This is a genomic window from Nocardioides dokdonensis FR1436, assembly GCF_001653335.1.
GTDB classification, from domain to species: Bacteria; Actinomycetota; Actinomycetes; order Propionibacteriales; family Nocardioidaceae; genus Nocardioides; species Nocardioides dokdonensis.
Window position 1 is genome coordinate 1,987,424 of the sequence record NZ_CP015079.1, and the last position, 24,950, is coordinate 2,012,373.

Here is a 24,950-nt window from a genome sequence, read left to right on the forward strand (position 1 = left end):
AGGCATACCCTGGAGGCATATGACGAAGACACCTGACTTCTCCCTCGCCGACGAGCTCGAGGCCACCGCGGCCTGGAGCGAGGACGGCCCCGCGGACGACGCCGACGACGCCGGCCTCGCCACCCCGGACGACTCGGACGACCCGGACGACTCGGACGACGACTTCGAGTCGGGCTACGCCGACGAGGTCGTCGACCTCGACGGCCCCGACCCCGAGTGGGACCTCGAGGACGACGTGCCCACCGCCGGCGCGATGGAGCTCGCCGAGCGCCACCAGCTGCGCCGCGTGGCCAGCCTGCGCACCGAGCTCGAGGACATCACCGAGGTCGAGTACCGCCAGCTGCGCCTCGAGCGCGTCGTGCTCATCGGGGTCTGGACCTCCGGCACGGTGCAGGACGCCGAGAACTCGATGGCCGAGCTCGCGCTGCTCGCCGAGACCGCCGGCTCCGAGGTGCTGGAGGCGCTCTACCAGCGCCGCCAGAAGCCCGACCCGGCCACCTACATCGGCCGCGGCAAGGTCGAGGGCCTCGCCGAGATCGTGGCCGCGACCGGCGCCGACACCGTCATCTGCGACGGCGAGCTCGCGCCCAGCCAGCTGCGCAACCTCGAGGACAAGGTCAAGGTCAAGGTCGTCGACCGGACCGCGCTGATCCTCGACATCTTCGCCCAGCACGCCAAGTCCCGCGAGGGCCAGGCCCAGGTCGAGCTGGCCCAGCTCAGCTACATGAAGCAGCGCCTGCGCGGCTGGGGCGGCAACCTGTCGCGCCAGGCCGGTGGCCGGGTCGCCGGCGGCGCCGGCATCGGTGGCCGTGGCCCCGGTGAGACCAAGATCGAGACCGACCGCCGCCGCATCAACACCAAGATCGCCAAGCTGCGCGGCGAGCTCAAGCAGATGAAGGTCACCCGCGACTCCAAGCGTGCCGGGCGCGCCCGCAACGAGGTGCCCGCGGTCGCGATCGCCGGCTACACCAACGCCGGCAAGTCCAGCCTGCTCAACCGCTTCACCAGCGCCGGGGTGCTCGTCGAGGACTCCCTGTTCGCGACCCTGGACCCCACCACGCGTCGTACGGCGACCCCCGACGGCCGCGTCTACACGATGAGCGACACCGTCGGGTTCGTCCGGCACCTGCCGCACCAGCTCATCGAGGCGTTCCGCTCGACGTTCGAGGAGGTGGCCGCCTCCGACCTGATCGTGCACGTGGTCGACGGGTCGCACCCCGACCCCGAGGGCCAGCTGTCCGCGGTGCGCGAGGTGCTCGCCGAGGTCGACGCGGCCGCGATCCCCGAGCTCGTCGTCATCAACAAGGCCGACATCGCCGACCCGCTCGTCCTGGCCCGCCTGCAGGCCCGCGAGCCGCACTCGGTGGTCGTCTCCGCCAGGACCGGGGAGGGCATGGCCGCGGCCCTGGCCGCGATCGAGGCCGAGCTGCCGCGCCCCGGGGTCGAGATCACGGCCCTGCTGCCCTACAGCCGCGGCGACCTGGTCAACCGGCTGCACCAGGAGGGCGAGATCGACAGCATCGAGCACACCGCCGACGGCTCGCTGGTGCGCGGACGCGCACCCGAGGCGCTCGCCGGCGAGCTCGCGGAGTACGCCGCCTCCTGACGCTGCGAGCCCTGGCGGGCGGGTCGCTCACACCCCGATCCGCCCCCAGGGTCCCCAGATCGCGAACGTCATGCCCTTGCTCGACTGGATGTTGACGAAGAGCGTGCGGCCGTCGTGGCTGAAGGTCGACCCGGCGAACTCGTCGCCGAACCGCTCCGCCCCGCCGCTGCCGCGCAGCCGGTTCAGCGCGATGTCCCAGATCCGACCGCGCGGGGTCAGCCCGCGCAGGTAGTTGTCGCCGCTGGAGTCCTCGCACACCACGAGCGTGCCCCGCTTCGAGGTGGTGATGTTGTCGGGCAGGTCGAGCACCATCGGCCCCGGCGACTGGAAGACGCAGCGCAGCTGCTGGCGCCGGGTGTCGTAGGCCCACACCTGTCCCGACCCGTTGCCGTAGCCCGAGGGGTCCTCGGTGCCCTCCTCGGCGGCTCCGCCGCCCTGGGTGGAGGTGAAGTAGACGACGCCGCGGTCGAAGACCTGACCCTCGAGCCGCGAGAAGTACGCCGCCCCCTGCCCCCAGCCCTGGCTGGCCACGTGGGTCAGGGCGGTCGACTGCTCGGTGGGGGCCGGCTCGCCGGGCGTGTGGTCGTACTCGACGTCGGGCTCGGCGATGTCGACCCACTCCACGTCGTAGGTCGCGCCCTGCTGCTGCTCGGCCTCGAGGTGGGCGTTGTCCACGCCTTTGACCTTGAGCATCTGCAGGCGGCCGCCGTCGCGCAGCTCGCCGACCTCCATCGGGTGCGCCGGCGGGCGGTAGCGGTAGAAGCCCGAGGCGAAGCCGAAGTCGTCCTCGGTCAGGTAGAGGTGCCCGCGCCGGGGGTCGAAGGAGACGGCCTCGTGGGCGAACCGGCCCGCCGAGCGGATCGGCTCGCGGTCCGACTGGCCCGACCCCGGCTGGTGGCTGACCGGGACCTCGAAGACGTAGCCGTGCGGCTTGGTCAGCGGCACGTTGGAGGTGCCGGTGAAGTCGGCCTCGACGTCGGGGCCGTTGACGGTCTCCTCGCAGGTGATCCACGCACCCCAGGGCATCTGGCCGCCGGAGCAGTTCATCATCGTGCCGTTGAGGCTGGTGAAGGAGCCCAGCACCCCGCCCCGGCCGTCGACCTGGATCGTGGTGGTGCCGCCGCCGGCCATCTCGTCGTACGGCGTCCCGGGACCGAAGGCGGGCTGCGGGTTGTTGACCTCGTGGTTGCGCACCAGGATCGAGGAGCCGCGCGGGCCGCGGAACGCGCCCATGCCGTCGTGCCGGCCCGGGAGGGCGGTGCCGTCGGTGAGCACGACGGGACCCTCGGTGTCGTGGAACGAGCGGTACTTGAAGCCGCGGGGCAGGTGCAGGCGCACCGTCCCGTCGCGCAGGTCGCGCACCGGGACGAGGTCGACGGAGCGGGGTGGTCCCGACCGTGCCGCGTCGGCGGGCATCGTGACCAGGCCCGCGAAGGGGCCGGCGGCGGCGCCGGCAGCGCCGGTGCGGAGCAGGGTGCGTCGGTCGAGGGGCATCGAGACTCCAGTCGTCGAGGAAACCGGGCGACCAACGTAATCCAGGTCACAGCATCCGGCCACCCGGGCCGCGCGCACGGCAGCGCGTAACGATCTCGGCACGACCGCGTCACGAGGTGGCGTGATCGGCTGCGGAGCCGGGCCGGGTCGCGCAGCATTGACCCGTGCTCGGACCACTGGTGGTGTCGCGGCGGCGCACCCTGGGGGTCGCGCTCGCGGCGCTGCTGCTCGCGCTCGCGGGGGTCTTCGTGCTCGTCGGCCCCGAGCGCGCCACCGGGTCGTACGCCGAGAGGTGCGCCCGGTTCGATGTCGACTCCGCGACCCGGGCGGGCGTGGTCACCGGCAGCGGCGACCCGGTGCTCGTGGTCGGTGACTCGTGGTCGGCCGGCCTCGGCCTGCCCGACCCCGCCGCGTCCTGGCCCTCCCGGCTCGAGGGGCGCGTGCGCGTGGCCGGCTTCTCCGGCTCGGGGTTCTCGGCGCACGCCTCGGGCTGCGGTGCGGTGTCCTTCGCCGACCGGGTCCCCGCGGCGCTGGTCGGGCTGCCCGCCGGGGCGCTGGTCGTCGTGGCCGGTGGCCTCAACGACTGGGACCGCCCCGAGGCGGAGGTCCGGGCCGGCTTCACCGCACTGGTGGCCGCGCTCGAGGGACGCCGCGTGGTGGTGGTCGGGCCGGCCGCCGCCCCGGCGCGGGCGGCGTACGTGCCCCGGGTCGATGCGCTGCTGGCCGAGCTCAGCGCGGCGCACGGCGTCGCCTACCTGGCGCCCCGCGACGTGGCGCCGGCGTACCTCGACGACGGGCTGCACCTGACGCCCGCCGGCCATGCCACGTTCGGGGACTGGGTGGCCGACCAGCTGGGGCGGCTGCCCCGGCCGAGGGCGTGACCCGCAGCACCACCCGCCTCCACAGGCCCGGACGGGGCGGCGGGAGTTGTCCCTGCCCGCGGCTAGGGTGCTCGGGTGCCTGAGACGCCCACCCCCGACGCGACCCCCGACGCGGCGACCCCGCCGTTGCTCAGCGACGCGACGACCCACCCGGTCACCGAGCTGCTGAGCCAGGCCGTGGCCGCGCTGGGCGGGTCCGAGCGGGCCGGGCAGGTGCAGATGGCCGAGGCCGTCGCGCGCGCGTTCGTGGAGGAGGAGCACCTGCTCGTCCAGGCCGGCACCGGCACCGGCAAGTCGCTGGCCTACCTGGTGCCCTCATTGCTCAACCACGAGCGGGTGGTGGTGGCCACCGCGACCCTGGCGCTGCAGCACCAGCTCGTCGAGCGCGACATCCCGCGCCTGATGGAGGCGGTCAAGGGCACCCCGGCCGGCAAGGGCGTCGACACCTCCTACGCGGTGCTCAAGGGCCGCTCCAACTACGCCTGCCTGCACCGGGTCCGCGAGGGCGTGCCCGACGACCAGGGCGCGCTGGTGCAGATGCCCGAGGGGTCGATGGGCCAGAAGGTGCTCGAGCTGCGCTCGTGGGCCGAGAAGGAGGCCGAGGACGGCGGGTCCGGCGAGCGCGACGGCGCCCCGCGGCACACCGACCGCGAGTGGCGCCAGGTCAGCGTCAGCCACCGCGACTGCCTCGGCGCCGCGCGCTGCCCCTTCGGCCAGGAGTGCTTCGCGGAGGTCGCGCGCGAGAAGGCGCACCGCTCCCACCTCATCATCACCAACCACTCGCTGCTCGCGATCGACGCGATCGAGGGCGTGCCGATGATCCCCGAGTACGACGCCGTGGTGATCGACGAGGCCCACGAGCTGACCGCGCGGGTCACCCAGGCCGCCACCGACGAGCTCTCGGCACTCGACGTCGAGCGGGCCGCGAAGCGCTCGGGGCGCCACGTCGACGGCTCCGAGGCCGACGACCTGGCCGATGCCGCCGACGCGCTGCGCGACGCGATGGCCGAGTGCGACGCGGGTCGGTTCGAGCGGCTCCCGGTGCACCTGGGCGACGCGCTCCAGCTGGTGCGCGACGCGGCCCGCGCGTGCGTGTCGGCGTACCCCAAGGACAGCCCGAAGGATGCCGGCGAGGGCGACGCCGGCAAGCAGCAGTCCAAGGGCATGGTCCAGGACGTCTTCGTCACCGCCGAGCGGATGGCCGCCGACCTGGAGTCCGACGTGCTGTGGCTGGGCGAGGCGCGCGAGCGGATGCCGGCGCGCCTCTACGTCGCGCCGCTGGCCGTGTGGGGCCCGATGCGCGACAAGCTGCTCAGCGAGAAGACCGTCGTGCTGACGTCGGCGACCCTCATGCTCGGTGGCGACTTCGCCTCCGTCGCGACCAGCGTCGGGCTCAAGCCGAGCGAGCGGGTCGGGGTGGGCCGCGAGATCGCCGCCGGCGACGGGGTGCTGCCCTGGCGCGGGCTCGACGTCGGCAGCCCCTTCGACTACGGCCAGCAGTCGATCCTGTACGTCGCGCGGCACCTGCCGCAGCCCGGGCGCGACGGGCTGGTCAAGGCCCAGCTCGACGAGATCGTCGAGCTCGTCGACGCCGCCGACGGCCGCGCGCTGGGGCTGTTCTCCTCCCGGCGGGGAGCCGAGGCCGCCGCCGAGGCGGTGCGCGAGCGGCTGCCGCACCTGACGATCCTGGCCCAGGGCGACGCCCAGCTGCCCGAGCTGGCCAAGCAGTTCGTGAAGGACCCGCACACCGTGCTGTTCGGGACGCTGTCGCTGTGGCAGGGCCTCGACGTGCCCGGTGACACCTGCCAGCTGGTGCTGATCGACCGGATCCCGTTCCCGCGGCCCGACGACCCGCTGATGAGCGCGCGGCAGAAGGCGGCCGACAAGGCCGGCGGCAACGGGTTCATGCAGGTCGCGGCCACCCACGCGGCCCTGCTGCTGGCCCAGGGCGCGGGCCGGCTGATCCGCACCACAACCGACCGCGGCGTCGTGGCCGTCCTCGACCCGCGGCTGGCCACCGCTCGATACGGCTCGTTCCTCAAGGCCAGCCTGCCGCCGATGTGGACCACCACCGACCCGGCCGTGGTCCGCAAGGCGCTGGCGCGGCTGTCCTCCTCCGCCAAGGACTGACCCCGGCCCTGGTCCGGCCGCCGGACGTCATACGGGCGGGACGTCCGTCACCGCCCAACGTATGACGTCCCGGCGCCGTGCCCGGCGCTCTACAGCCGCGCCCGCCCGTCGTACCCGCCGCGCGGCGGCTTCAGCCCGAAGAACGCACCGACGGTGGGCGCGACGTCGGTGGTGCGGGCGTGCCGCGAGGAGACCCGGCCCGCGGGGACCGCGGGGTGCCCGCCGCCGATGAAGAACGGGATGGCGCGGGTGGCGGGGTGGCCGTGGTTGCCGGGGATCGGGTTGGAGAAGACGTCCGGGTCGCTGAAGCGCCACCCGGCCTCGCAGAAGACCACCACGTCGCCGGACTCCGGGCCCAGGCGCAACCAGCCGGCGCGGCGGTCCCAGGCCTTGAGCACCCCGGGGACCTCGGAGGCGATGCGGCGGATGCGGCGTACGGCCTTGTCGCGGTCGGCGGCCGGTCCGGTCCAGTAGACGAGGTCGGCGCCGCCGTTGTCGGCGATCGCGAACCGGCCGGCCAGGAACGGGTCGTCGGAGAGCGGACCGTCGAGGGAGACGATCCTGTCGGGGTAGGACCAGTCCATCGAGTGGTCGGCCAGCACGACGACGATCGAGTGCTCCCAGCGCCCCGAGCTCTTCAGCTCGGCCACGAAGTTCCCGACGAGCCGGTCGGTGTTGAGCAGCGCGAGCCGGCGGGCGGCCTCGAGGGTGGTGGGCCCGGTCAGGTCGGAGTGCCCGAGCCGGTCGACGTCGCCGAGGTTGACGAAGACCAGGTGCGGGTCGAACTCCTCGATCATGTCGAGGGTGGCGCGCATCGTGAACTCGTCGGGCGCGTGGCCCGAGATCGGCACGATCGGCGCCGGCTCCCAGCGGTGCGTGGCCCGCTCGCCGAAGATCCCGTAGAGGTACTCCTTGCTGAGCACCGTGCCGGTGCTCAGCCCGCGCTTGTCGAGCCGCTCGAGGATGGTCGGGAAGCGCAGGTCGGAGGGCTGGTCGAGGGTGCGGACGTCGCCCAGCTCGCGGTCGTAGACGGCGTTGGCCGGCACGCCGCTGCGGTCGGGGCGCACCCCGGTCATCATCATCGTGTGGTTGGGGATGGTCTCCATCACCGGCATCGAGGTGGCCCGCGGGTGGTGCAGTCCGCCCTCGCGCAGCGCCAGGAGGTTCGGCGTCAGGCCGCTGTCGATCTCTTCGGGCCGGCAGCCGTCGACGACGAGCACGTAGGCCCGCTTGCGGGTCGAGGCCCGTGCGGCGAGCGCCGGCTGGAGGCCGGCCACGGTCGAGAAGGCCAGGCCGGAGGCCGCCGCCGTGAGCACCGTACGTCGACCGGCGCGGATCTCACCGAGCCCGCGGGCGAACGGGGCGTCGGCGCCGGCGGGGCGGGGCACGTCGGACTCGCACATCAGTTGTCTCCCACGGGGGTCGCGACGCGCTGCACCGTGCTGGTGCCGGCGAGGGTGCGGAACGACGCGTCGTGCGTCGCGGTCGTCTGCTTGTCGTCGCGCGAGCCGATGATGAACCAGTCCATCTGGGTGCGCTCGGCGGTGATGTCGAGCACCGAGAAGCCGTGGTCGTCGAAGTTGAGGTACTTCACGTGCCGGTTGTTGGCCATGAAGACCGCCTCCACGACGGGGGTCAGCGCGGGTTGGCCGGTGATGTCCTTGAGGTTGTTGGAGGTGACCGAGGAGCACACGAACTCCACCGCGACCGAGTCGCCGAGCACCGGGTAGGCCGAGGTGTCCAGCGGCAGGTCGTTGGCCCAGCCGGAGTGGATGTCGCCGGTCACGAACACCACGTCCTTGACCTGGTGGTCGTCGAGGTGGGCGAAGACCTCGCGGCGATCGGCGGTGTAGCCGTCCCACTGGTCGACGTTGTAGGGCGAGCCGTCCTGCGGCAGCAGCCCGGTGACGTCGTTGACCGGGTCGACGAGCTCGTTGGGCAGGTCGGCGAAGGTGACCGGGGCGATCATCACCGGGTTGCCGATGATCTTCCACTGCGGCGCGTGGTTGCCGCGGGTCAGGGAGTCCTTGAGCCACTCCATCTGCCGCTTGCCGGTGATCGAGCGCGAGGGGTCGTTGATCTCCGAGTCGATGATCGGGGTCGCGACCTGCTCGGAGCGGTAGGTGCGCAGGTCGAGCATGCTGATCTCGGCCAGGTCGCCGAAGCGCAGGCGCCGGTAGAGCCGCGCCCCGTCGCCCAGCGAGGCGGTGCCGTCCATGCGCACCGGCATCCACTCGTCGTACGCGCGGTGGGCGCGGGCGCGCCGTCGGCGGTAGTCGCCCTCGGTGTCGTCGTGGTTCTCCGCGCCTGCCTTCCACTGGTCGTTGGTGACCTCGTGATCGTCCCAGGTCACGATCCAGGCGTGCGCCGCGTGCAGCGCCTGCAGGTCCGGGTCGGTCTTGTACTGCGCGTGCCGGCGCCGGTAGTCGCTGAGCGTGACGACCTCGTGCGGCGGGTCGTGCGGGCGCACGTCGACGTTGTCGCGACCCATCCCGTACTCGCCGGGGCCGTACTCGTAGAAGTAGTCGCCCAGGTGCAGCACCGCGTGCAGGTCGCGGCGCGCCGCGAGGTGGCGGTAGGCGCTGAACCAGCCGGCCTGCAGGTTGGCGCAGGAGACCACGCCCAGGCGCAGGTTGGCGGGGGTGGCGCGCTTGGCGGGGGCGGTGCGGGTGGTGCCGACCGGGCTGCGCTGCCCGCGGGCGACGAAGCGGTAGTAGTAGGTCGTCTCCGGTTGGAGGCCGGTGACGTCGAGCTTGACGGTGTGGTCGCGCGCGGCGCTGGTCGCGAAGCGGCCGCGGCGCACGACACGGCGGAAGCGGCGGTCGGTGGCGACCTCCCAGCGCACCCCCAGCCGCGGGCCCTTCCCGGAGCCGGGCTGTGCGGCCCGGGTGGGGGTGACCCGGGTCCAGATCAGCACCGCGTGCGGCAGCGGGTCGCCGGAGGCGACGCCGTGCGCGAAGACGTCGTGCCGGGCGCTGGCCGCGCGGGCAGCGGGCGCGGTGAGTGCGCCGCTGCCGGCGGCCACGGCGGCGCTGCCGGCCCCGACGGCGAGGACCGTACGCCGCCCCAGGGCGGCCAGGCGGTCGCGCTCGGCGTCGCGGACGGGCCCGGTGGGGGAGGGAGCGGCAGGGGAGGGGATCTGCGGTGGGGTCACGCCTCATCCAACGACGAACCCCCGTCCGCGTGACGCGGACGGGGGTTCGGACGCCGAGTGTTCACCGTCGGTTCGACGGTGCGACAGGTGCGGGGCTCAGGGGCTGCCCCCAGAGGCTGTCCCTAGAGGCTGCGCAGCACCGCGGTGACGACGCCGAGGATCGAGGCGTGGGTGCCGTCGATGGGCTCGTAGGCGTCGTTGTGCGGCAGCAGCCAGACCTTGCCGTCCTTGCGCTGGAAGGTCTTGACGGTGGCCTCGTCGCCGATCAGGGCGGCCACGATCTGGCCGTTGCTTGCGGTCTGCTCCTGGCGGATCACCACGTAGTCGCCGTCGCAGATGGCGGCGTCGATCATCGAGTCGCCGGAGACCTCGAGCAGGAAGAGGGTGCCGTCGCCCACGAGCTGCTTGGGCAGCGGGAAGACGTCCTCGACGCGCTCCTCGGCCAGGATCGGACCACCGGCGGCGATGCGACCCACGACCGGGACGTAGGTGGCGGCCGGCATGGTGTTGCCGACGTCGGTCTCGTCGACCGAGCTGTCGTCGGCCGAGGAGATCGCGCGGCGACGCGCCATCAGCTCGGGCAGGAAGACCTCGAGCGCGCGGGGCCGGTGCGCGTCGCGCTTGAGGAAGCCCTTCTCCTCGAGCACCTTCAGCTGGTGGGAGACGCTCGAGGTACTGGTCAGGCCGACGGCCTGGCCGATCTCGCGCATGCTCGGCGGGTAGCCGCGGGTCTCGATGGCCTCCTTGATGCAGCCGAGCACCTTGACCTGGCGTGGGGTGAGGCCGGTCGCGTCGGGGGGCCCGTCGGGCAGCTCCGCGACCTTCCGCTTGCGGGGGACGCCGTCCTTGGTCGCCATCGTGTGCCTTTCGTGCGCGAGGCCCGAGCCGGGGTGTCCGCTCGGATGGTCGTGAGGACACGGTAGCGCCGCAGGGCGGGCAACTTCAAACATCTGTTCGAACGGCGTGTCGGACCGCGGCCCGGTGGGTGTGGCTGGTAACCCCCGTCGACAGGCCTCGAACAATTGTTCGCGCACCCTCTTGCATTCCCTCGAACACCTGATCTAGTCTCGCTCATGTGTTCGATCGAACACCTGGTCGAGGAGCTTCTCGACCGGGACTGTCGGTGGCCGTCTGTAGACATCACCTCGACCGATCACGACAACGACCACCCCCTTCCCCAGGAGGTCACCATGAGCACCATCGCCCAGTTCCCCATGCAGACCCAGCACCCCGTCCAGACGCGTACGACGCCCGGCCCGGTCCGGTTGACCCGTCGCGGTCGCCTGGTCGTCCTGGGCCTCGCGCTGGTGCTGGTGGTCCTGGCCGGCGTCCTCCTGGCCGGCGGCTCGATGGCCACCAGCGAGAAGGGCACGCCCCCGCCGACCGAGGTGATCACCGTCGGCACCGGCGACACCCTGTGGGCCATCGCCACGGAGCGGGCCCAGGGTGACGACGTGCGCGAGATGATCCAGCACATCCAGACGCTCAACGCCCTCGACGGTGGCCTGGTGGTCACCGGTCAGCGGCTGCGGGTCCCGACCAGCTGAGGCTGCTCGACGGCCCTGCGGGGCACTGGCGGCTGCGGCCGCCCACGATTTTCGCCGGTCGCCTCGACCCCGGCCGGCGAAACCAGGGGAAGCGAGGGGCGGGCCCAGGTGGGCCCGCCCCTCGCGCTGTCTCCGGTGGAGCTCGGCCCCGATGAGTGCGGCACGGTGCGGCCTCAGCGGGCCGCGCGGCGTCCAGCGGGCTGCGCGGTGGCCGGTTCGGGGGAGTCTGTGGCGTCGGGGGAGCGTGGCGCAGGCGCCTGGGTGATGCCCAGTGCGCGCAGCAGCCGCACGACCAGCATCAGTCCCACGAAGAGGCAGGCCACGGCGCCCAGCGAGGCCAGCGCCAGGAAGAACCATGCGGCCGACTCGCCACTGCGGGCCTCGGCGCCGAAGTCGATCGCGGCGTACACGAGGTAGCCCCAGGCCACCACCGCCACGGTGACCCCGAGGGCGAGCCCGAGCATCCGGGGGTCCATGGAGCGCTTCGGCTTCGCGGCCCGCCGAGCCCCGGCCCGCTTGCCCGGAGCGGGGGGTGCTGGAGAGTGCCCGCTCGGCTCCACGACCACCCTGTCCACGACCTCCCCGTCCACGTGCCCATTGTGGCCGATGCCCCCTGGTCGCGGGGACCGGGGCGAGGAACTGGGGCTGCCTGCGTGGCGCTGACCTGCACCGATGCGGGGAGCGAGATCCAGATCACACCAATTCTGCGGACCGGGTTGCGCACCTCGGGTCCGCAGGCGTACGGTTCCACTACATCTAGTAGTTACACCGGTGTAGTTATCCACATCTAGTTCACAGAACCGATGTGGAAGGTGCACAGGTGGACGGTTGTTCTCCACAGGAACAGCTTCGATATCCACAGGTACGGACCCCAGCAGGGGCCCGTCCGGCGCGCCCGAGAGAGGAGGAACCCTGATGCACTGCCCCTACTGCCGTGGCACCGACACCCGGGTCCTCGACTCCCGGGTCTCCGACGACGGCGGCTCGATCAAGCGTCGGCGTACCTGCTCGGACTGCTCGAAGCGGTTCACCACGGTGGAGCAGATGCAGCTCACGGTCGTGAAGCGTTCGGGGGCCGCCGAGCCCTTCGTGCGCGAGAAGGCCGTGGCCGGTGTCCGCAAGGCCTGCAAGGGTCGCCCGGTCACCGAGGACCAGCTGGCCTGCCTGGGCCAGGCGGTCGAGGACGCGCTGCGCTCCTCCGGCGCCGCCGAGATGGCCGCCCACGAGGTCGGCCTCGCGATCCTGGGCCCGCTGCGCGAGCTCGACGAGGTGGCCTACCTGCGCTTCGCGAGCGTCTACCGCCAGTTCGCCTCCGCGGCGGACTTCGAGGACGAGATCGCCATGCTCCGTGCCGAGCGACTCACGCTCGACACCGAGCCCGTTCCAGCCCCCACGGGCTGACCCAGACCGCCCGGCAGGTAGTGGGGAAGCTACCTGCCGGGCGCACCAACCCTTCCCCCACCGCACCGGAGCGCCGGTGTCGGTGGTCGCGGCGACCATGGAGACCGGGTCGCCCAGCACGAGCAGCAGTACGAGCCCTGAGCACGACGACGAGACCAGCACCCCCCGAGCGGGACCACAGAGGAGCACGGCAATGACCGAGACGGTGAGCGGCGCAGCCGACACAGCCACCCAGGGCACGACGACGGGCAGCGGGAAGGGCCTGACCATGCAGCGCGTCTTCAGCACCGAGGGCATCCACCCCTACGACCAGCTGACCTGGGAGAGCCGCGACGTCGTCCAGACCAACTGGAAGACCGGCGCGACCGTCTTCGAGCAGCGCGGTGTCGAGTTCCCCTCCACCTGGTCGGTCAACGCCTCCACCATCGTCACCACCAAGTACTTCCGCGGCGCCGTCGGCACCGACGCCCGCGAGCGCAGCCTCAAGCAGCTCGTCGACCGGGTGGTCTCCACCTACGTCAAAGCCGGCCTCGATCACGGCTACTTCGCCACCCAGGCCGACGCCGAGGTCTTCGAGCACGAGCTGACCTGGCTGCTGGTCAACCAGTACTTCTCCTTCAACTCCCCGGTCTGGTTCAACGTCGGCACGCCGTCGCCGCAGCAGGTCTCGGCCTGCTTCATCCTCTCGGTCGACGACTCGATGGACTCGATCCTGAACTGGTACAAGGAGGAGGGCTTCATCTTCAAGGGCGGCTCGGGTGCTGGCCTGAACCTCTCGCGCATCCGCTCCTCCAAGGAGCTCCTCTCCTCCGGCGGCACCGCCTCGGGCCCGGTCTCGTTCATGCGCGGCGCCGACGCCTCCGCCGGGACCATCAAGTCCGGTGGCGCCACGCGCCGCGCGGCCAAGATGGTCGTCCTCGACGTCGACCACCCCGACATCGAGGAGTTCGTCGCCACCAAGGCGCGCGAGGAGCACAAGATCCGTGCGCTGCGCGACGCCGGCTTCGACATGGACCTCGGCGGCGAGGACATCACCTCGGTGCAGTACCAGAACGCCAACAACTCGGTCCGGGTCTCCGACGAGTTCATGCGCGCCGTCGAGGACGGCACCGAGTTCGGGCTGCGCTCGCGCGGCACCGGCGAGGTCATCGAGACCGTCGACGCCCGCGACCTGTTCCGCAAGATCTCCACCGCCGCGTGGGAGTGCGCCGACCCGGGTCTGCAGTACGACGACACGATCAACGACTGGCACACCAACCCCGAGACGGGCCGGATCACCGCGTCCAACCCGTGCTCGGAGTACATGAGCCTCGACAACTCCTCGTGCAACCTCGCGAGCCTGAACCTGCTGAAGTTCCTCAAGGACGACGACACCTTCGACGGTGAGCTCTTCGCGAAGGCCGTCGAGGTGATCATCACCGCGATGGACATCTCCATCTGCTTCGCCGACTTCCCGACCGAGCCGATCGGCCAGACCACCCGCGACTACCGCCAGCTCGGCATCGGCTACGCCAACCTCGGCGCGCTGCTGATGGCGATGGGCCTGGGCTACGACTCCGACGGTGGCCGCGCGATGGCCGCTTCCATCACCTCGCTGATGACCGGTGTCTCCTACAAGCGCTCGGCCGAGCTGTCCGCCGTGGTGGGCCCCTACACCGGGTACGCCCGCAACGCCGACGCGCACAAGCGCGTGATGCGCAAGCACCAGGCCGCCAACGACACCGTGCGTCCGGTGCACATCGCCGACTCGCAGGTGCACAAGCTGGCGACCGCTGCCTGGGCCGACGTCCAGACCCTCGGCGAGGCCAACGGCTTCCGCAACGCGCAGGCCTCCGTGCTCGCGCCCACCGGCACCATCGGCTTCATGATGGACTGCGACACCACCGGCATCGAGCCCGACTTCTCGCTGGTGAAGTTCAAGAAGCTCGTCGGCGGCGGCTCCATGCAGATCGTCAACCAGACGATCCCGCGGGCGCTGAGGAAGATGGGCTACCAGCCCGAGCAGGTCGAGGCGATCGTCGCCTACATCGCCGAGCACGGCCACGTCATCGACGCGCCCAGCCTCAAGACCGAGCACTACGAGGTGTTCGACACCGCGATGGGTGCACGTTCCCTCGCGCCGATGGGTCACGTCCGGATGATGGCGGCCTGCCAGCCGTTCCTCTCCGGCGCCATCTCGAAGACCGTCAACCTTCCCGAGACCGCCACGGTCGAGGAGATCGAGGACATCTACTTCCAGTCCTGGAAGCTCGGGCTGAAAGCGACCGCTTGTTACCGCGATAATTGCAAGGTCGGCCAGCCGATGTCCTCGGGCAAGGGCGAGAACAAGGGCGTCGACTCCAACAAGGCAGCCGACGCCCCCGTGGAGACCAAGGTCGTGGAGAAGGTCGTCTACGCCCCGACCCGCAAGCGCCTGCCCAAGTCGCGCACCTCGCGCACCACGTCGTTCACCGTCGGTGGCGCCGAGGGCTACATGACCTCGGGTGCCCACGACGACGGCCAACTCGGCGAGGTCTTCCTCAAGCTCGGCAAGCAGGGCTCGACCTTGGCCGGCGTGATGGACGCGTTCTCGATCGCGGTCAGCATCGGCCTGCAGTACGGCGTCCCGCTGGAGACCTACGTCTCGAAGTTCACCAACCTGCGCTTCGAGCCCGCCGGTCTCACCGACGACGCCGACGTGCGGATGGCGCAGTCGATCATGGACTACATCTTCCGCCGCCTGGCCCTGGACTACCTGTCCTTCGAGGACCGCGAGGCCCTGTCGATCTACTCGGCCGACGAGCGCCAGCGCTACCTCGAGACCGGCTCCTACGAGCCCGTCGAGGAGACCGGTGGCGCCGCTGAGCTCGTCGACCACCCGATCGTTGGTCGAGCAGCGAGCGAAGCGAGCGTCGTCGAGACCGCTGAGACTGTCGAGGTCGCCGAGGTCGCCGAGGTCGTCGAGACCACCCGACGCGACACCTCCGGTGCCCACACCTCGGCCGAGCTGATGGAGAAGATCACCGGCACCGCCGTCGATTCCCCGCTCTGCTTCACCTGCGGCACCAAGATGCGCCCCGCCGGCTCCTGCTACGTCTGCGAGGGCTGCGGCAGCACCTCCGGCTGCAGCTGATTCACTAGCCGTACGACGACCCCGACGCCCTGATGGTGTCGGGGTCGTTCGTGTTCGGACGGCATAGCCATGGCCTGCGCAACACCAAGCAGATCTACGAGACCTTCGGCCCCCTCGCGCCGACCCGCATGCAGGCCCGCGGCGGCGACGGCCTCGCCGTGCGGTTCGTGCCCGCGAGCCGCGACGACGCGGTCGGGGTCGCCGACGACCAGGTCGAGGCGCTGCTCGAGGACGGTTGGGACCCCGCCAAGGTCGCCTTGCTCACCACCGGGCACCGCCACCCCGTGCAGACCGAGCAGTTCGAGCGGCACGGGCCCATCGGCTACTGGCGCTCCTTCTGGGACGGCGAGGACGTCTTCTACGGGCACGTCCTCGGTTCCAAGGGACTCGAGCGCGCTTGCGTCGTACTGTGCGTCAACGAGGCGGGCGAGCGTGATCGTGCGCGTGAACGCCTCTACGTCGGCATGTCGCGGGCCACCGACGTGTTGGTCGTCGTGGGTGACCCCGAGGTCGTCCGCCGCGTGGGTGGCGACGAGGTCGCAAGAAGATTGGGGATCTGAATGAGCGAGCAGCTGCCTCCAGGGCACCTCTTCGTGGTGCATGGCCGCATCGAGAGCGTGGTGCACGACGCTGCGGTCGTCCCCACATCTGACGGGATGCACTTCCGCTCCTACTGGCACGAGCTCCTCGGCGAACGGCGGCGCGAGGACGTCAGGCCTCCCGGCTGGCCGGGGCCCGGGTGGGGGCGCGCTGCTGATGGCAGCAACCTCTGGTTCGTGAGCGTGGGGGCCACGTCGCGCATCGACGCCACTGCTGTGGTGGCGCGCACCCTCGGTGCGGTGCGCAGCGCGGCAGAGGCTCAGCTCGGCAGACAGGAGAATCGTGTCCTCCCGGTCATCGCCGTCCCTGTCACGGGCATCGCGGGCGGTGGGCACGGTGAGCGGCGTGGTGACCTTCTCAAGGACCTGATGGCCGGGCTCCACGAGATGGCCGCCGAGCTGTGCGTGGACGTGGCGCTCGTGACACCGGACGCTGCGGTGCACGCAGCCGCCCAGCGCCTGCGTGCACCGCTGCTGGAGGACGTCCTGACGGAAGGGCTGAGATCGACGGCTCAACGGCTGGGTGAGCAAGCCAGGCGAGGCGAGCTGGCGTTGTTCCTGGGCGCCGGGGCCAGCATCCCAGCCGGCCTCCCGAGCTGGGACGAGCTGCTCCAGCAGTTGGCCACCGACTATGACGGCTCGCTGGTCGGGCTCTCTCCAGTGGATCAGGCCGAGCTGCTCGAGAAAAGGTTCCCCGACTTCCGTCACCGGGTGGCCGAGCGGGTGCGGGGGGCGGGACGGCCCTCGCTGGCCCATGCCCTGCTCGCGTCGCTGGGGTGCCGCGAAGTCGTGACCACCAACTACGACACGTTGTACGAGCAGGCGGTGACAGCGCGCGGCGCACAGGTCACCCGCATCCTGCCGGGTGCTGACAACCCAGGTTCGACCGGCTGGGTTCTCAAGCTGCACGGGGACGTGGATCGCCCTGGGTCGATCGTTCTGACCCGTCGCAGCTTCGTCCTCTTCGACTCTCGGACCCGTCCCGCAGGAGCCCTCCTCCAGACGTTGTTGATGACCCGCCACCTGCTCGTCGTCGGCGCGTCGATGCAGGACGACAACGTGGTGCGCCTGATGCACGAGGTCGAGGAGTACCGAGAGTCGCACCGCATGACCGGCCGATTCGGGACGCTGCTCGACGTCGACGCGGCAGGGCCTCGTCGCGAGCTGTGGGAGAAGCAGCTCGACTGGGTCAGCCTGCCGGGTACGCCGTTCGCCGAGACCTCACGCACGCTCGAGATCCTCCTCGACCTCGTCGCCCACCACGCCAGTGAGGACGTCCCCTGGCTGCTGGACGAGCGCTTCGCATCGCTCCTCGAGTCGGAGGAGGAACGAGAGATCGCGCAGGCCCTGCGTCGGGTCAGGGAGTCCCTTCCCGACGGACACACGGTCTGGGCTGAGGTTGCTCGCGCCCTGGACGGCTTCGGAGCACGCCCCCGAGGCCGCTCGAGGCCGTGAGGGAAAGCGTCGAGACCTCAGAGCTGGAGGTTCGCGTGGCCGCGCAGATGCGTGAGCAGCTGCAGCATCCGGTAGGCAGGCTCGCCGGTCGTTTTCGTGTGCTTGCTCGCGAGGTCCACCAGCGACTGCACACGCCCCGTGAACTCCTTGTTGGCCACAAGGGTGAACTCCTCGGAGGCGGCGTGCTGCTCGATGCGCTCGACCAGACCACTCGGGACGATCGGTGACCAGAACTCCAGGTGCAGGTTCGCCGTCGGGTAGAGACGCTCGGCGTACCTGCGCGCCGAAGCCATCTTCGTCCGCACCTTTTTCGTGGTGAAGTCGTAGGTGCCGTACTGGAGGCCCTCCAGGTGGATGGCCACCTCGGCGACGAACACGTCGATCTGCTCGCCCAGACGGACTCCGATAACGTCGATCTCACCCTGGGCGTCGGGAAGGAACGTGTTGAAGGTGATCGACTGGCACTTCTCGACGTGACGCAGGTATGCGCCCGCGATGCTCTCGCCCATGTCCATGCCGAGGGACTCTAGGCCCTCGGCGACCTGGGAAGCGGGAACGGCCCGGCCTCAGCGTCACGTACCGAGGCCCGACGCAGCCGGTAGAGCTGCGCCGGGCGACCGACGGTCTCCGAGGTCAGCACCGGCTCACCGCGCGAGTCCAGCTCCGCCTCCAGGTAGGGCAGCATCCGTCGGTTGAACGTGTCGCGCTTCAGCGGCTCGTCGAGGACGGCCTCGTGCACGTGCCGCAGCTGGCTGAGCGTGTACGGCGCCCGCAGCAGGCCGAGCGGGTCGGGGGAGCGCTCGTAGCGGCGGCGGGCGCGGCGTACGGCCGTCGTCACCATCTCGTCGTGGTCGTAGGCCAGCGGTTCGGGTGTGATGCGACGCCCCCGGTCGGCGCGACCGTGCAGGGGGAGCACCTCGGTGGTCTCCTGGGGCAGTCGCGCGAGGTGCTCGGTGAGGAGCGACGTCACGTGGGCGACCGAGACCACCCAGCCGCGCTCGTCCCGACTGGGGTCGTCGTACACGTCGATCATCTGCACGCGCAGACTGCGACGCGGCCGCAGGGAGAGCTTCTCGGCCATCAGCTCGATGACCGTCTCCCGGATCGTCTGGCGCTCGTGGACGAAGCGGCCTGGCAGCACGGCCCGGCCGTCTGGGCGTCGGAGTGCCACCAGACCGAGCTCTAGATGGCGACTGCCTGCTGGCTCCGGGATCGTCAGAACGACGAGGTCCACGGCCAGGTTGGGGCGGGGGTAGTCGGTGAGCGCGGAGGGCATAGCAGCAGATTAGCGCAACGGTGCGCATATCCGTGATATGCTCACATCCTCACAAACTCCGGAGGTCCCCATGACTGCTCAGCCCGAGCCCACCATCGAGCTCTTCCGCACCGCCACCGGTCAGCGGCTGCACATCCTCGGCTGCCCCCACGTGGGCAGCCCCGTGGTCGCTGCGACTGCGAACGACCTCGCGCGCCTGGCGATCTGCACGTGGTGCCGGGCTGAGATCCACGGCACGGGTCGCACGTACTGCCACAGTCTGGATGACGCGATGCGCGTGCTCGGCTGCTGGGAGGGCACCCACCGGCTCATCCGTGACGCGCTGCGCTTCGTTGCCTACGACGAGATCTGGCTGCCGCACAGCGACTCCTACATCGCGCTGGGTCGGGGCGGACGCTGCGTCGCCCGGGTCGGCAAGGGTTACGTCACCATCGCCGCCACCGAGACCTACGTCGAGCTGCCTGGTCACCGCGCGGGCCGGGGTGGAGGCGCCCCCCGGGTCGAACGGCTCGGTCCGATCTGCCCACGCCACTTCCTCGCCACGTCGATCGCCGGCGTGTGCGACGCCTGCGAGTCCTGAGCTTCCTGCTTACATGACCTCAATTTGAGCACATCCTAGAGAAGGAGGTGGGGCAATGAAGCTCCACGTAGGCCAGGGGACCACCATCGGCTCCCTCACGATCTTCCCGGTGTGGCACGACCGCGCCGTGCCTGCCCGACGCCGCTACGACACCGCCCACGACGCGCTCGTGGTCACCGAGGTGACCGACGGACCGGACGTCCCCCAGCTGCAGGTGCACAACCCGGGGGAACGGCCGGTGCTGGTGCTCGACGGCCAGCTCTTCGAGGGTGGCTGGCAGCACCGGATGGCGACGCGGTCCCTGCTCGTCCCTGCTGGCCAGCAGGCCCGCGTCGACGTCGCCTGCGTCGAGCAGTCGCGCTGGAGCGGCGACCTGGAGCAGACCACCCGGGGGCGCCGAGCGCCGACGTACGTGCGGGAGGGCTTCGAGCGGCCCGGCCAGCAGGCCGAGGTCTGGCGCCGGGTCCAGGCGTACGCCGGCTCGTCGCCGACGTCCTCGCTCGTCGACGGCATGGACGCCCTCGACGACCAGGTGGAGCTGCTGCGCCGCCTGGTGCGGCCGCTCGCCGGTCAGACCGGCGTCGTCATCGGGGTCGGCGGCCAGCCGCTGACCTTCGAGCTCTTCGACCACCCGGCGACGCTGGTCGAGCAGCTGCCCCAGCTGCTGCGAGCTGCGGCGCTCGACGGCCACGGCCGGCCCAGCCTGCCGACCCCCGGACGCCGCGCTCGACGCCTGGTCGAGCGCATCGAGCGCACCCGCCTCGACTGGGAACCTGCCGTCGGACAGCTCTCGACCCTCGGTCGCGCGACCACCGGCCACCTCGACGTGATGTCGCTGCGACACGGCTACCGGCCCGTCCACCTGCGCGCCACGCACCGCACCCACCCGATCCTCCAGGAGGCCTGATGAGACTCACCACCGCCCAGCACGACCGCGCCGCCGGCGTGCTGCTGACCACCGCCGTGGGCGACGCGCTCGGTGTCCCCTACGAGTTCGCCACGCCTCCGGGCCCCGGCGAGCTCGCCGAGATGAAGGGCGGCGGGCTCGGGAACCTGCCGCCGGGGGAGTGGAGCGACGACACGTCGATGGCCGTCGCGATCGCCGAGGTCGCCGCCACCGGAGCCGACCTCACCTCCGACGAGGCGCTCGACGCGATCGCCGAGGGGTTCCTGCGCTGGTACGACGGGCACCCGCCCGACATCGGCATCCAGACCAGCGCCGTCCTCGGCCGCACCCGGCGCCGACTCGATGCCGGAGAGACCGGGGCGGCTGGCGTGATGCGTGAGGAGGCGGAGCGGTACGCCCGCGAGAACGCCCACTCGGCCGGCAACGGCGCACTGATGCGCACCGCCGGGGTCGCGCTCGCCCACCTCGACGACCGTGACCACCTGGCGCGCGCGGCCCGGGGCATCGCTGAGCTGACGCACGCCGACCCGCTCGCCGGCGACGCCTGCGTGCTGTGGTGCGAGGCGATCCGCCTAGCCGTGCTGGGCGAGGCAGGCGGCCCCCACGCAGGGCTGGACCTGCTGCCCGATGGCCGCCGCTCGCCGTGGCGCGGCTGGCTCGACGACGCGACAGACGACGGGACGGACCCGGCGCGGTTCCGGCCCAACGGATTCACCGTGACCGCGCTGCAGGCCGCCCTCGCCTCCGTCACCACCACGCCTGTCCCCGACGCGGCGCTCGAACCCCGCTGCCTGCACCTGCAGCGCGCCCTCCACACCGCCGTACGCATCGGCGACGACACCGACACGGTCGCCGCCATCGCCGGTGGCCTGCTGGGCGCGACCTGGGGAGCCAGCGCGGTGCCGTGGCGCTGGCGCCGCGCGGTCCACGGCTGGCCCGGCCTTGGCGGGCGGGACCTGGTCGCCCTGGCGAGCCTCACGGTCTCCGGTGGACGGGTCGACCCGGTGGGCTGGCCCCTCGTCGACAGCGTCGACTACGGCGAGCCCGCTGGGGCTGTCGTGCCCCACCCCTACGACCCCGGCGTGCTGCTCGGGACGTCGGGCACCACGCACCACGACGCCGACGCGGTCGTCTCCCTGTGCCGCGTCGGGCGGCACCAGACCTGCTTCGGCGGCGCCACCGAGGTCGTCGAGTCGCGGCTCGTGGACTCTGACGGCCCCGCCGCCAACCCGCACCTGGACTTCGTGCTCCTCGACGCAGCCGACGCCGTGCGGGGGCTGCGCGCCGAGGGCAAGACGGTGCTCGTGCACTGCGTCTCCGCCCACCACCGGGCCCCCAGCGTGGCCGTCGCGTACGCCGTGCTGCTCGGACACGACCTCGAGCAGGCCCGGCGCGACGTACGCCGGGTGCTGCGCAGCACGCGGGCGTCCGGGGTCGTGTGGGACGGGGTGGCGGAGCTGACAGTCGAAAAAGTGTGGAGTCCTCGATGAACCTGCTTGATCCGCGGCTCCACACTTCCGCCGTCGGCCCTCGCTCGGGACCAGGTCCATGGGACCTTGGACGGGGGCCGTCAGCCACGGTGCAGGTACAGGCCGGGTGCCACCGGCGGGAAGGCCCGTTTGGCGACCCCTCCGATGCCCCGGGTCAGCGCGGCGTCGACGCCACCGCCGACGAGACCGCCCACGCCGGGCACAGCCTTGGACAGGGTGATCATCGACCGCTGGGTTCCGTACTTGGCCACCAGGTAGACGCCGGCGCGCTGGTTGACGGCCCTGATGACCTGCATCGGGATCTTGTCGATCGCCTGCAGAGCGGCTTGCTTGCCGAGCTTCACCCCCATCTCCGACGCGATGGACTGTGCGCTCGACCCCGCGACCGTGAGCATCAGCATCGCTTGGACGTGCGGGTCGTCGAGGTCGTGCCCCCGCAGGTGGGCGATGCTGCCGACCATCCTCGCGTTGATGATCAGGCTGCCCGTGATGCTCGCAGGCAGACTGACCGGGAGCGTGATGAGGCCGCCCAGACCTGTGACGAACCCAGCGGTGCCGGCCGCAACGACCGACTCTCGGACGACCCGGGTCACCGCCTTGTCGACGTCCTCGTGGGCGTGGCGGAGTCGTTCAGCGGCGTACGACCGGGACCCCGACATCGGGCCGACGCCCTTGTCGACAGCGCTGAGCGTCAGCTTCTGCAGCTGCCCGGCCGCCTTCGCGGTCGCCTTGCCGACCGCGGTCCCGGAGGGCTGCCCCTCCGTCGTCGGGTCTTGCATGTTGCCCTCCTGTGTCTGGACGCAGCGCGGTCGGGTCACGGCGGACCCCCTGGAGGCGGCTGGACTGGTGCGTCGCGCTGCGATCGTCGCCCTGGGTAAAACCAACCAGCCGGAACACGCTGGTGGGAACACCCGGGAGGCGGGGCGCCTGCCATCGGTGTCGGGTGGCGTAACGACCATCACGTCGCGCCGTTGGACGGGCATGCTCCCCACCCCACGCGTCCTGCTCGCTCCTGCGATGGTGGCGGGTCTGGTCCTCGGCTTGGGCGCGGCTCCTTCACAGGGGGTCTCGACAAGCTCGACCAACGGGGGAGGCCTGCCCGAGGGTGCCCCGGCCGCGGCGACGAAGGCCGAGCCGAAGCTGGACAAGCCGAAGGGCTGGCCGTTCGCCCAGCGGGTGTCGCGCACGTCGGGCACCGAGCGGCTGCACGGGGGAGCGTCGTACTGGACCGACTTCGTCTACGACGACCACGGCGCCGCGGTGCCGAGCGGGTTCAGCGTCGACAACATCGCGATGCTGGCGCCCGAGCAGGGCGTCTACGAGCAGCCGGAGGAGGCGGCCGGCAACGGGGCTGACGTGTTCGTGGCGGCCACGGGCGCGGACCGGCGGGCGACGTACTGGCGGGTCGACTGGACGACGCTGGCCAGCCGGGACGTGCCGATCGCGGTGTGGGCCTTCGACACCGACCGCGACGCCAGCACCGGCGTCGACACCTGGCCGGCCGCTGCCGGCGTCACGTCGCCGGGGCTCGAGCAGGCGCTCGTGGTCTCCAGCCGCGGCGCCTGGCTGCACGACCTCACCACCGGCGGCGTCACCGACGTGACCAGGAACGGCGGGCGGCTGACCGTCGACGAGTCGACCCGCTCGTTCACGGTGCGGGTGCCCAGGCAGCTGCTGCGCGCCCGCGGCTCCTGGCGCGTCCGGCTCGCCGCCGGCCTCGCCGACGACACCGGTGAGGCGATGGCGGCGCCGACGCTCAGCGGCGGCCTACCGCTGCCGCCCGGCCTGCCGCACGTCTACAACCTCGCCTTCCGCACCCCCGACCAGGAGACCCCGGTCGTCACCGACAGCCAGACCGCCGGCCTCGTCGCCGCGTTCCAGGCCGTCGCGGCCGGCAACCCGGTCACCGACCAGCTCGGCGTCGACGGGCAGGCGCGCTTCGTCACCGGCAACTTCTGGATGGAGGACGCCCAGGCCGACGCGCTCGCCACCGGCGACGCCTCCCCGTTCTCCCACGTCGTGCGCTGGCGCGACCTGCGCCGCAAGAAGCGCACCCGCGAGCCGCTGGTGCACGGCCCCAGCAACCGCTGGTACCTCTCCCGCCTCGACCTCGGCGAGGGCGTCGTAGCCGACGAGGGCCAGGGCAGCGGCGACGGCGCCCCCAACTACCTCTCCCCGGTGCAGCCCTACGCCGTCCACGTCCCCACGTCCTACCGCCGCGGCGACGCCGCCCCGCTCACCTGGACGCTGCACTCGCTGGGCGTCAACCACAACCAGTACGCCGCCTACGACCCCCAGCTGATGCAGCGGCTCTGCGAGGACCGCGACTCCATCTGCGCCGGCACCCTGGGCCGCGGCCCCGACGGCTGGTACTTCGACGAGGCCGAGGTCGACTACTGGCAGGTCTGGCGGGCGCTCGCCGACGGCTTCGACCTCGACCCCCGACGCACCGTCCTCACCGGCTACTCCATGGGCGGCTGGGCCGGCTACCACCTCGGGCTCGCGCACCCCGACCTGTACGCCGAGACCGTCGTGCTCGCCGGTCCGCCCCAGTGCGGGGTGTCCGTCGACGCCGACCAGCTCGTCTCGCCCGCGTTCGGCGGCCGCTGCACCACCGACGGGACGGCCTACGACCTGGTCGGCAACGCCACCTGGCTGCCGTTCCGGATCGGGCAGGGCATCCTCGACCAGCTCGTGCCGTTCACCTCGGTCGAGCGGCAGGTCTCGCGCTTCGAGGCAGCCGGGCTGCGGCACCGATTCGTGCGCTACCCCGGCGAGGACCACCTGATCTTCGCGGTGCAGGACCGGTTCGCGACCGTGATCGACGGGCTCGGGCTGCCGACGGTCATGCGCGACCCGCGCGACATCGACTTCACCTGGCGCCCCCACCTGACCTTCCGCGGGCTCGGCATCGGCGCGACCACGGCGTACTGGACCCGCGGCCTCGCCGCCCGTGACTCCGGCCCCGGCACCCTCGCCCGGGTGCGGGCCACCTCGGAGCGCATCCCCGACCGGGAACACCTGCCCGCCAGCAGCGGCCCGACGCCGGTGGTCAGCCCGCTGCCGGCGCTGCTGCAGGAGACGACCTGGCAGGACGGCGAACGGCTGCCGCTGCGCGACCGGCTCGCGCTGCGGCTGACCAACGTCTCGCGGGTGAGCGTCGACCTCGCCCGGGCCCGGTGGCGCTGCGGCACCCTCGAGGTCGTCTCCGACGGCGACGCCGTCGTCCGGCTGGTGCGCGGCGACCGGGTCGTGCGGACGCTCCGGGTCAGCGACGGGGAGCGGGTCCTGCGCCGCCGCTGCTGAGCCCCTCGCCGG

General features: G+C 71.8%; 20 protein-coding genes. 12 read left to right on the forward strand and 8 right to left on the reverse strand.

Going from position 1 to position 24,950, the window contains the following annotated elements:
• Positions 1–19 precede the first annotated feature (19 nt).
• On the forward strand, positions 20–1,606 hold the full coding sequence (hflX, locus tag I601_RS09380) for a GTPase HflX (RefSeq protein ID WP_068108640.1): 1,587 nt from the start codon (positions 20–22) through the stop codon (positions 1,604–1,606).
• A 27-nt stretch (positions 1,607–1,633) separates the two neighbouring features.
• Here hflX and I601_RS09385 read toward each other — a convergent pair whose 3' ends face one another.
• Positions 1,634–3,100 carry a PhoX family protein gene (locus tag I601_RS09385; RefSeq protein WP_068108644.1) on the reverse strand — a complete coding sequence of 489 codons (1,467 nt, stop codon included), beginning with the start codon at positions 3,098–3,100 and terminating at the stop codon, positions 1,634–1,636.
• A gap of 164 nt (positions 3,101–3,264) precedes the next feature.
• Here I601_RS09385 and I601_RS09390 point away from each other — a divergent pair, with 164 nt between their 5' ends.
• Both I601_RS09390 and I601_RS09395 read left to right on the forward strand, forming a co-directional pair.
• Complete coding sequence (locus I601_RS09390) at positions 3,265–3,981, forward strand: SGNH/GDSL hydrolase family protein (RefSeq protein ID WP_068108647.1); 717 nt, start codon at positions 3,265–3,267, stop codon at positions 3,979–3,981.
• Between the two features lie 219 nt (positions 3,982–4,200).
• Positions 4,201–6,111: an ATP-dependent DNA helicase gene (locus tag I601_RS09395; RefSeq protein ID WP_237089619.1), complete on the forward strand. Its 1,911-nt coding sequence runs from the start codon at positions 4,201–4,203 to the stop codon at positions 6,109–6,111.
• A gap of 89 nt (positions 6,112–6,200) precedes the next feature.
• On the opposite strand, the gene I601_RS09400 is transcribed toward I601_RS09395, so the two are convergent.
• From I601_RS09400 to lexA, 3 genes are all read right to left on the reverse strand, one after another.
• The gene (locus I601_RS09400; protein WP_084527392.1) at positions 6,201–7,514 is read right to left on the reverse strand and encodes an alkaline phosphatase family protein; all 1,314 of its coding nucleotides are present in this window, start codon (positions 7,512–7,514) and stop codon (positions 6,201–6,203) included.
• Positions 7,514–9,265 (reverse strand): alkaline phosphatase D family protein, encoded by a 1,752-nt coding sequence (locus I601_RS09405; protein WP_237089596.1) that lies wholly within the window; start codon positions 9,263–9,265, stop codon positions 7,514–7,516. The genes I601_RS09400 and I601_RS09405 overlap by 1 nt, the downstream gene beginning before the upstream one ends.
• Before the next feature lie 122 nt (positions 9,266–9,387).
• Entirely contained in the window at positions 9,388–10,122 is a 735-nt protein-coding gene (gene lexA, locus I601_RS09410; RefSeq protein WP_068108649.1) for a transcriptional repressor LexA, read from the reverse strand.
• Between the two features lie 333 nt (positions 10,123–10,455).
• On the opposite strand from lexA, the gene I601_RS09415 reads away from it, so the two are divergent.
• Complete coding sequence (locus I601_RS09415) at positions 10,456–10,812, forward strand: LysM peptidoglycan-binding domain-containing protein (RefSeq protein ID WP_068108652.1); 357 nt, start codon at positions 10,456–10,458, stop codon at positions 10,810–10,812.
• 173 nt (positions 10,813–10,985) lie between these two features.
• Here the strand turns inward: I601_RS09415 and I601_RS09420 are convergent, their stop codons facing one another.
• Positions 10,986–11,402 (reverse strand): hypothetical protein, encoded by a 417-nt coding sequence (locus tag I601_RS09420; RefSeq protein WP_157520007.1) that lies wholly within the window; start codon positions 11,400–11,402, stop codon positions 10,986–10,988.
• A 325-nt stretch (positions 11,403–11,727) separates the two neighbouring features.
• On the opposite strand from I601_RS09420, the gene nrdR reads away from it, so the two are divergent.
• The 4 genes from nrdR (at position 11,728) to I601_RS09440 (ending at position 17,379) form a co-directional block, all read left to right on the forward strand.
• Positions 11,728–12,213 (forward strand): transcriptional regulator NrdR, encoded by a 486-nt coding sequence (gene nrdR, locus I601_RS09425; RefSeq protein WP_068108660.1) that lies wholly within the window; start codon positions 11,728–11,730, stop codon positions 12,211–12,213.
• Between the two features lie 193 nt (positions 12,214–12,406).
• On the forward strand, positions 12,407–15,325 hold the full coding sequence (locus tag I601_RS09430; protein WP_068108664.1) for a vitamin B12-dependent ribonucleotide reductase: 2,919 nt from the start codon (positions 12,407–12,409) through the stop codon (positions 15,323–15,325).
• Between the two features lie 50 nt (positions 15,326–15,375).
• Positions 15,376–15,885, forward strand: a complete 510-nt coding sequence (locus I601_RS09435; RefSeq protein ID WP_237089597.1) for an ATP-binding domain-containing protein — start codon at positions 15,376–15,378, stop codon at positions 15,883–15,885.
• Positions 15,886–16,143: 258 nt separating this feature from the next.
• Entirely contained in the window at positions 16,144–17,379 is a 1,236-nt protein-coding gene (locus I601_RS09440) for an SIR2 family protein (RefSeq protein ID WP_169834685.1), read from the forward strand.
• Between the two features lie 17 nt (positions 17,380–17,396).
• Here I601_RS09440 and I601_RS09445 read toward each other — a convergent pair whose 3' ends face one another.
• Both I601_RS09445 and I601_RS09450 read right to left on the reverse strand, forming a co-directional pair.
• On the reverse strand, positions 17,397–17,894 hold the full coding sequence (locus I601_RS09445; RefSeq protein ID WP_068108672.1) for a hypothetical protein: 498 nt from the start codon (positions 17,892–17,894) through the stop codon (positions 17,397–17,399).
• An 11-nt stretch (positions 17,895–17,905) separates the two neighbouring features.
• Complete coding sequence (locus I601_RS09450; protein WP_068108675.1) at positions 17,906–18,655, reverse strand: NrtR DNA-binding winged helix domain-containing protein; 750 nt, start codon at positions 18,653–18,655, stop codon at positions 17,906–17,908.
• A 70-nt stretch (positions 18,656–18,725) separates the two neighbouring features.
• On the opposite strand from I601_RS09450, the gene I601_RS09455 reads away from it, so the two are divergent.
• From I601_RS09455 to I601_RS09465, 3 genes are read left to right on the forward strand one after another with little or no spacing between them, the layout of a single operon-like run.
• The gene (locus I601_RS09455) at positions 18,726–19,235 is read left to right on the forward strand and encodes a hypothetical protein (RefSeq protein ID WP_068108678.1); all 510 of its coding nucleotides are present in this window, start codon (positions 18,726–18,728) and stop codon (positions 19,233–19,235) included.
• 55 nt (positions 19,236–19,290) lie between these two features.
• Positions 19,291–20,142 (forward strand): ARPP-1 family domain-containing protein, encoded by an 852-nt coding sequence (locus I601_RS09460; protein ID WP_068108682.1) that lies wholly within the window; start codon positions 19,291–19,293, stop codon positions 20,140–20,142.
• A complete protein-coding gene (locus I601_RS09465; RefSeq protein ID WP_068108684.1) occupies positions 20,142–21,632 on the forward strand; it encodes an ADP-ribosylglycohydrolase family protein in 1,491 nt (496 codons plus the stop codon). Before I601_RS09460 ends, I601_RS09465 begins: the two co-directional genes overlap by 1 nt.
• Positions 21,633–21,712: 80 nt before the next feature.
• Here I601_RS09465 and I601_RS09470 read toward each other — a convergent pair whose 3' ends face one another.
• Positions 21,713–22,411, reverse strand: a complete 699-nt coding sequence (locus tag I601_RS09470) for an EcsC family protein (protein ID WP_068108687.1) — start codon at positions 22,409–22,411, stop codon at positions 21,713–21,715.
• Between the two features lie 202 nt (positions 22,412–22,613).
• On the opposite strand from I601_RS09470, the gene I601_RS09475 reads away from it, so the two are divergent.
• A complete protein-coding gene (locus I601_RS09475) occupies positions 22,614–24,938 on the forward strand; it encodes an alpha/beta hydrolase (protein WP_068108690.1) in 2,325 nt (774 codons plus the stop codon).
• The last annotated feature ends 12 nt before the right edge of the window (positions 24,939–24,950 follow it).

Coding starts and splice junctions, on each gene's coding strand:
- I601_RS09450 (WP_068108675.1), bottom strand. CDS start 18,655: ATGCCCTCCGCGCTCACCGACTACCCCCGCCCCAACCTGGCCGTGGAC.
- I601_RS09455 (WP_068108678.1), top strand. CDS start 18,726: ATGACTGCTCAGCCCGAGCCCACCATCGAGCTCTTCCGCACCGCCACC.
- I601_RS09475 (WP_068108690.1), top strand. CDS start 22,614: ATGCTCCCCACCCCACGCGTCCTGCTCGCTCCTGCGATGGTGGCGGGT.
- lexA (WP_068108649.1), bottom strand. CDS start 10,122: ATGGCGACCAAGGACGGCGTCCCCCGCAAGCGGAAGGTCGCGGAGCTG.
- hflX (WP_068108640.1), top strand. CDS start 20: ATGACGAAGACACCTGACTTCTCCCTCGCCGACGAGCTCGAGGCCACC.
- I601_RS09395 (WP_237089619.1), top strand. CDS start 4,201: ATGGCCGAGGCCGTCGCGCGCGCGTTCGTGGAGGAGGAGCACCTGCTC.
- I601_RS09465 (WP_068108684.1), top strand. CDS start 20,142: ATGAGACTCACCACCGCCCAGCACGACCGCGCCGCCGGCGTGCTGCTG.
- I601_RS09400 (WP_084527392.1), bottom strand. CDS start 7,514: ATGTGCGAGTCCGACGTGCCCCGCCCCGCCGGCGCCGACGCCCCGTTC.
- I601_RS09415 (WP_068108652.1), top strand. CDS start 10,456: ATGAGCACCATCGCCCAGTTCCCCATGCAGACCCAGCACCCCGTCCAG.
- I601_RS09385 (WP_068108644.1), bottom strand. CDS start 3,100: ATGCCCCTCGACCGACGCACCCTGCTCCGCACCGGCGCTGCCGGCGCC.
- nrdR (WP_068108660.1), top strand. CDS start 11,728: ATGCACTGCCCCTACTGCCGTGGCACCGACACCCGGGTCCTCGACTCC.
- I601_RS09445 (WP_068108672.1), bottom strand. CDS start 17,894: ATGGACATGGGCGAGAGCATCGCGGGCGCATACCTGCGTCACGTCGAG.
- I601_RS09430 (WP_068108664.1), top strand. CDS start 12,407: ATGACCGAGACGGTGAGCGGCGCAGCCGACACAGCCACCCAGGGCACG.
- I601_RS09470 (WP_068108687.1), bottom strand. CDS start 22,411: ATGCAAGACCCGACGACGGAGGGGCAGCCCTCCGGGACCGCGGTCGGC.
- I601_RS09460 (WP_068108682.1), top strand. CDS start 19,291: ATGAAGCTCCACGTAGGCCAGGGGACCACCATCGGCTCCCTCACGATC.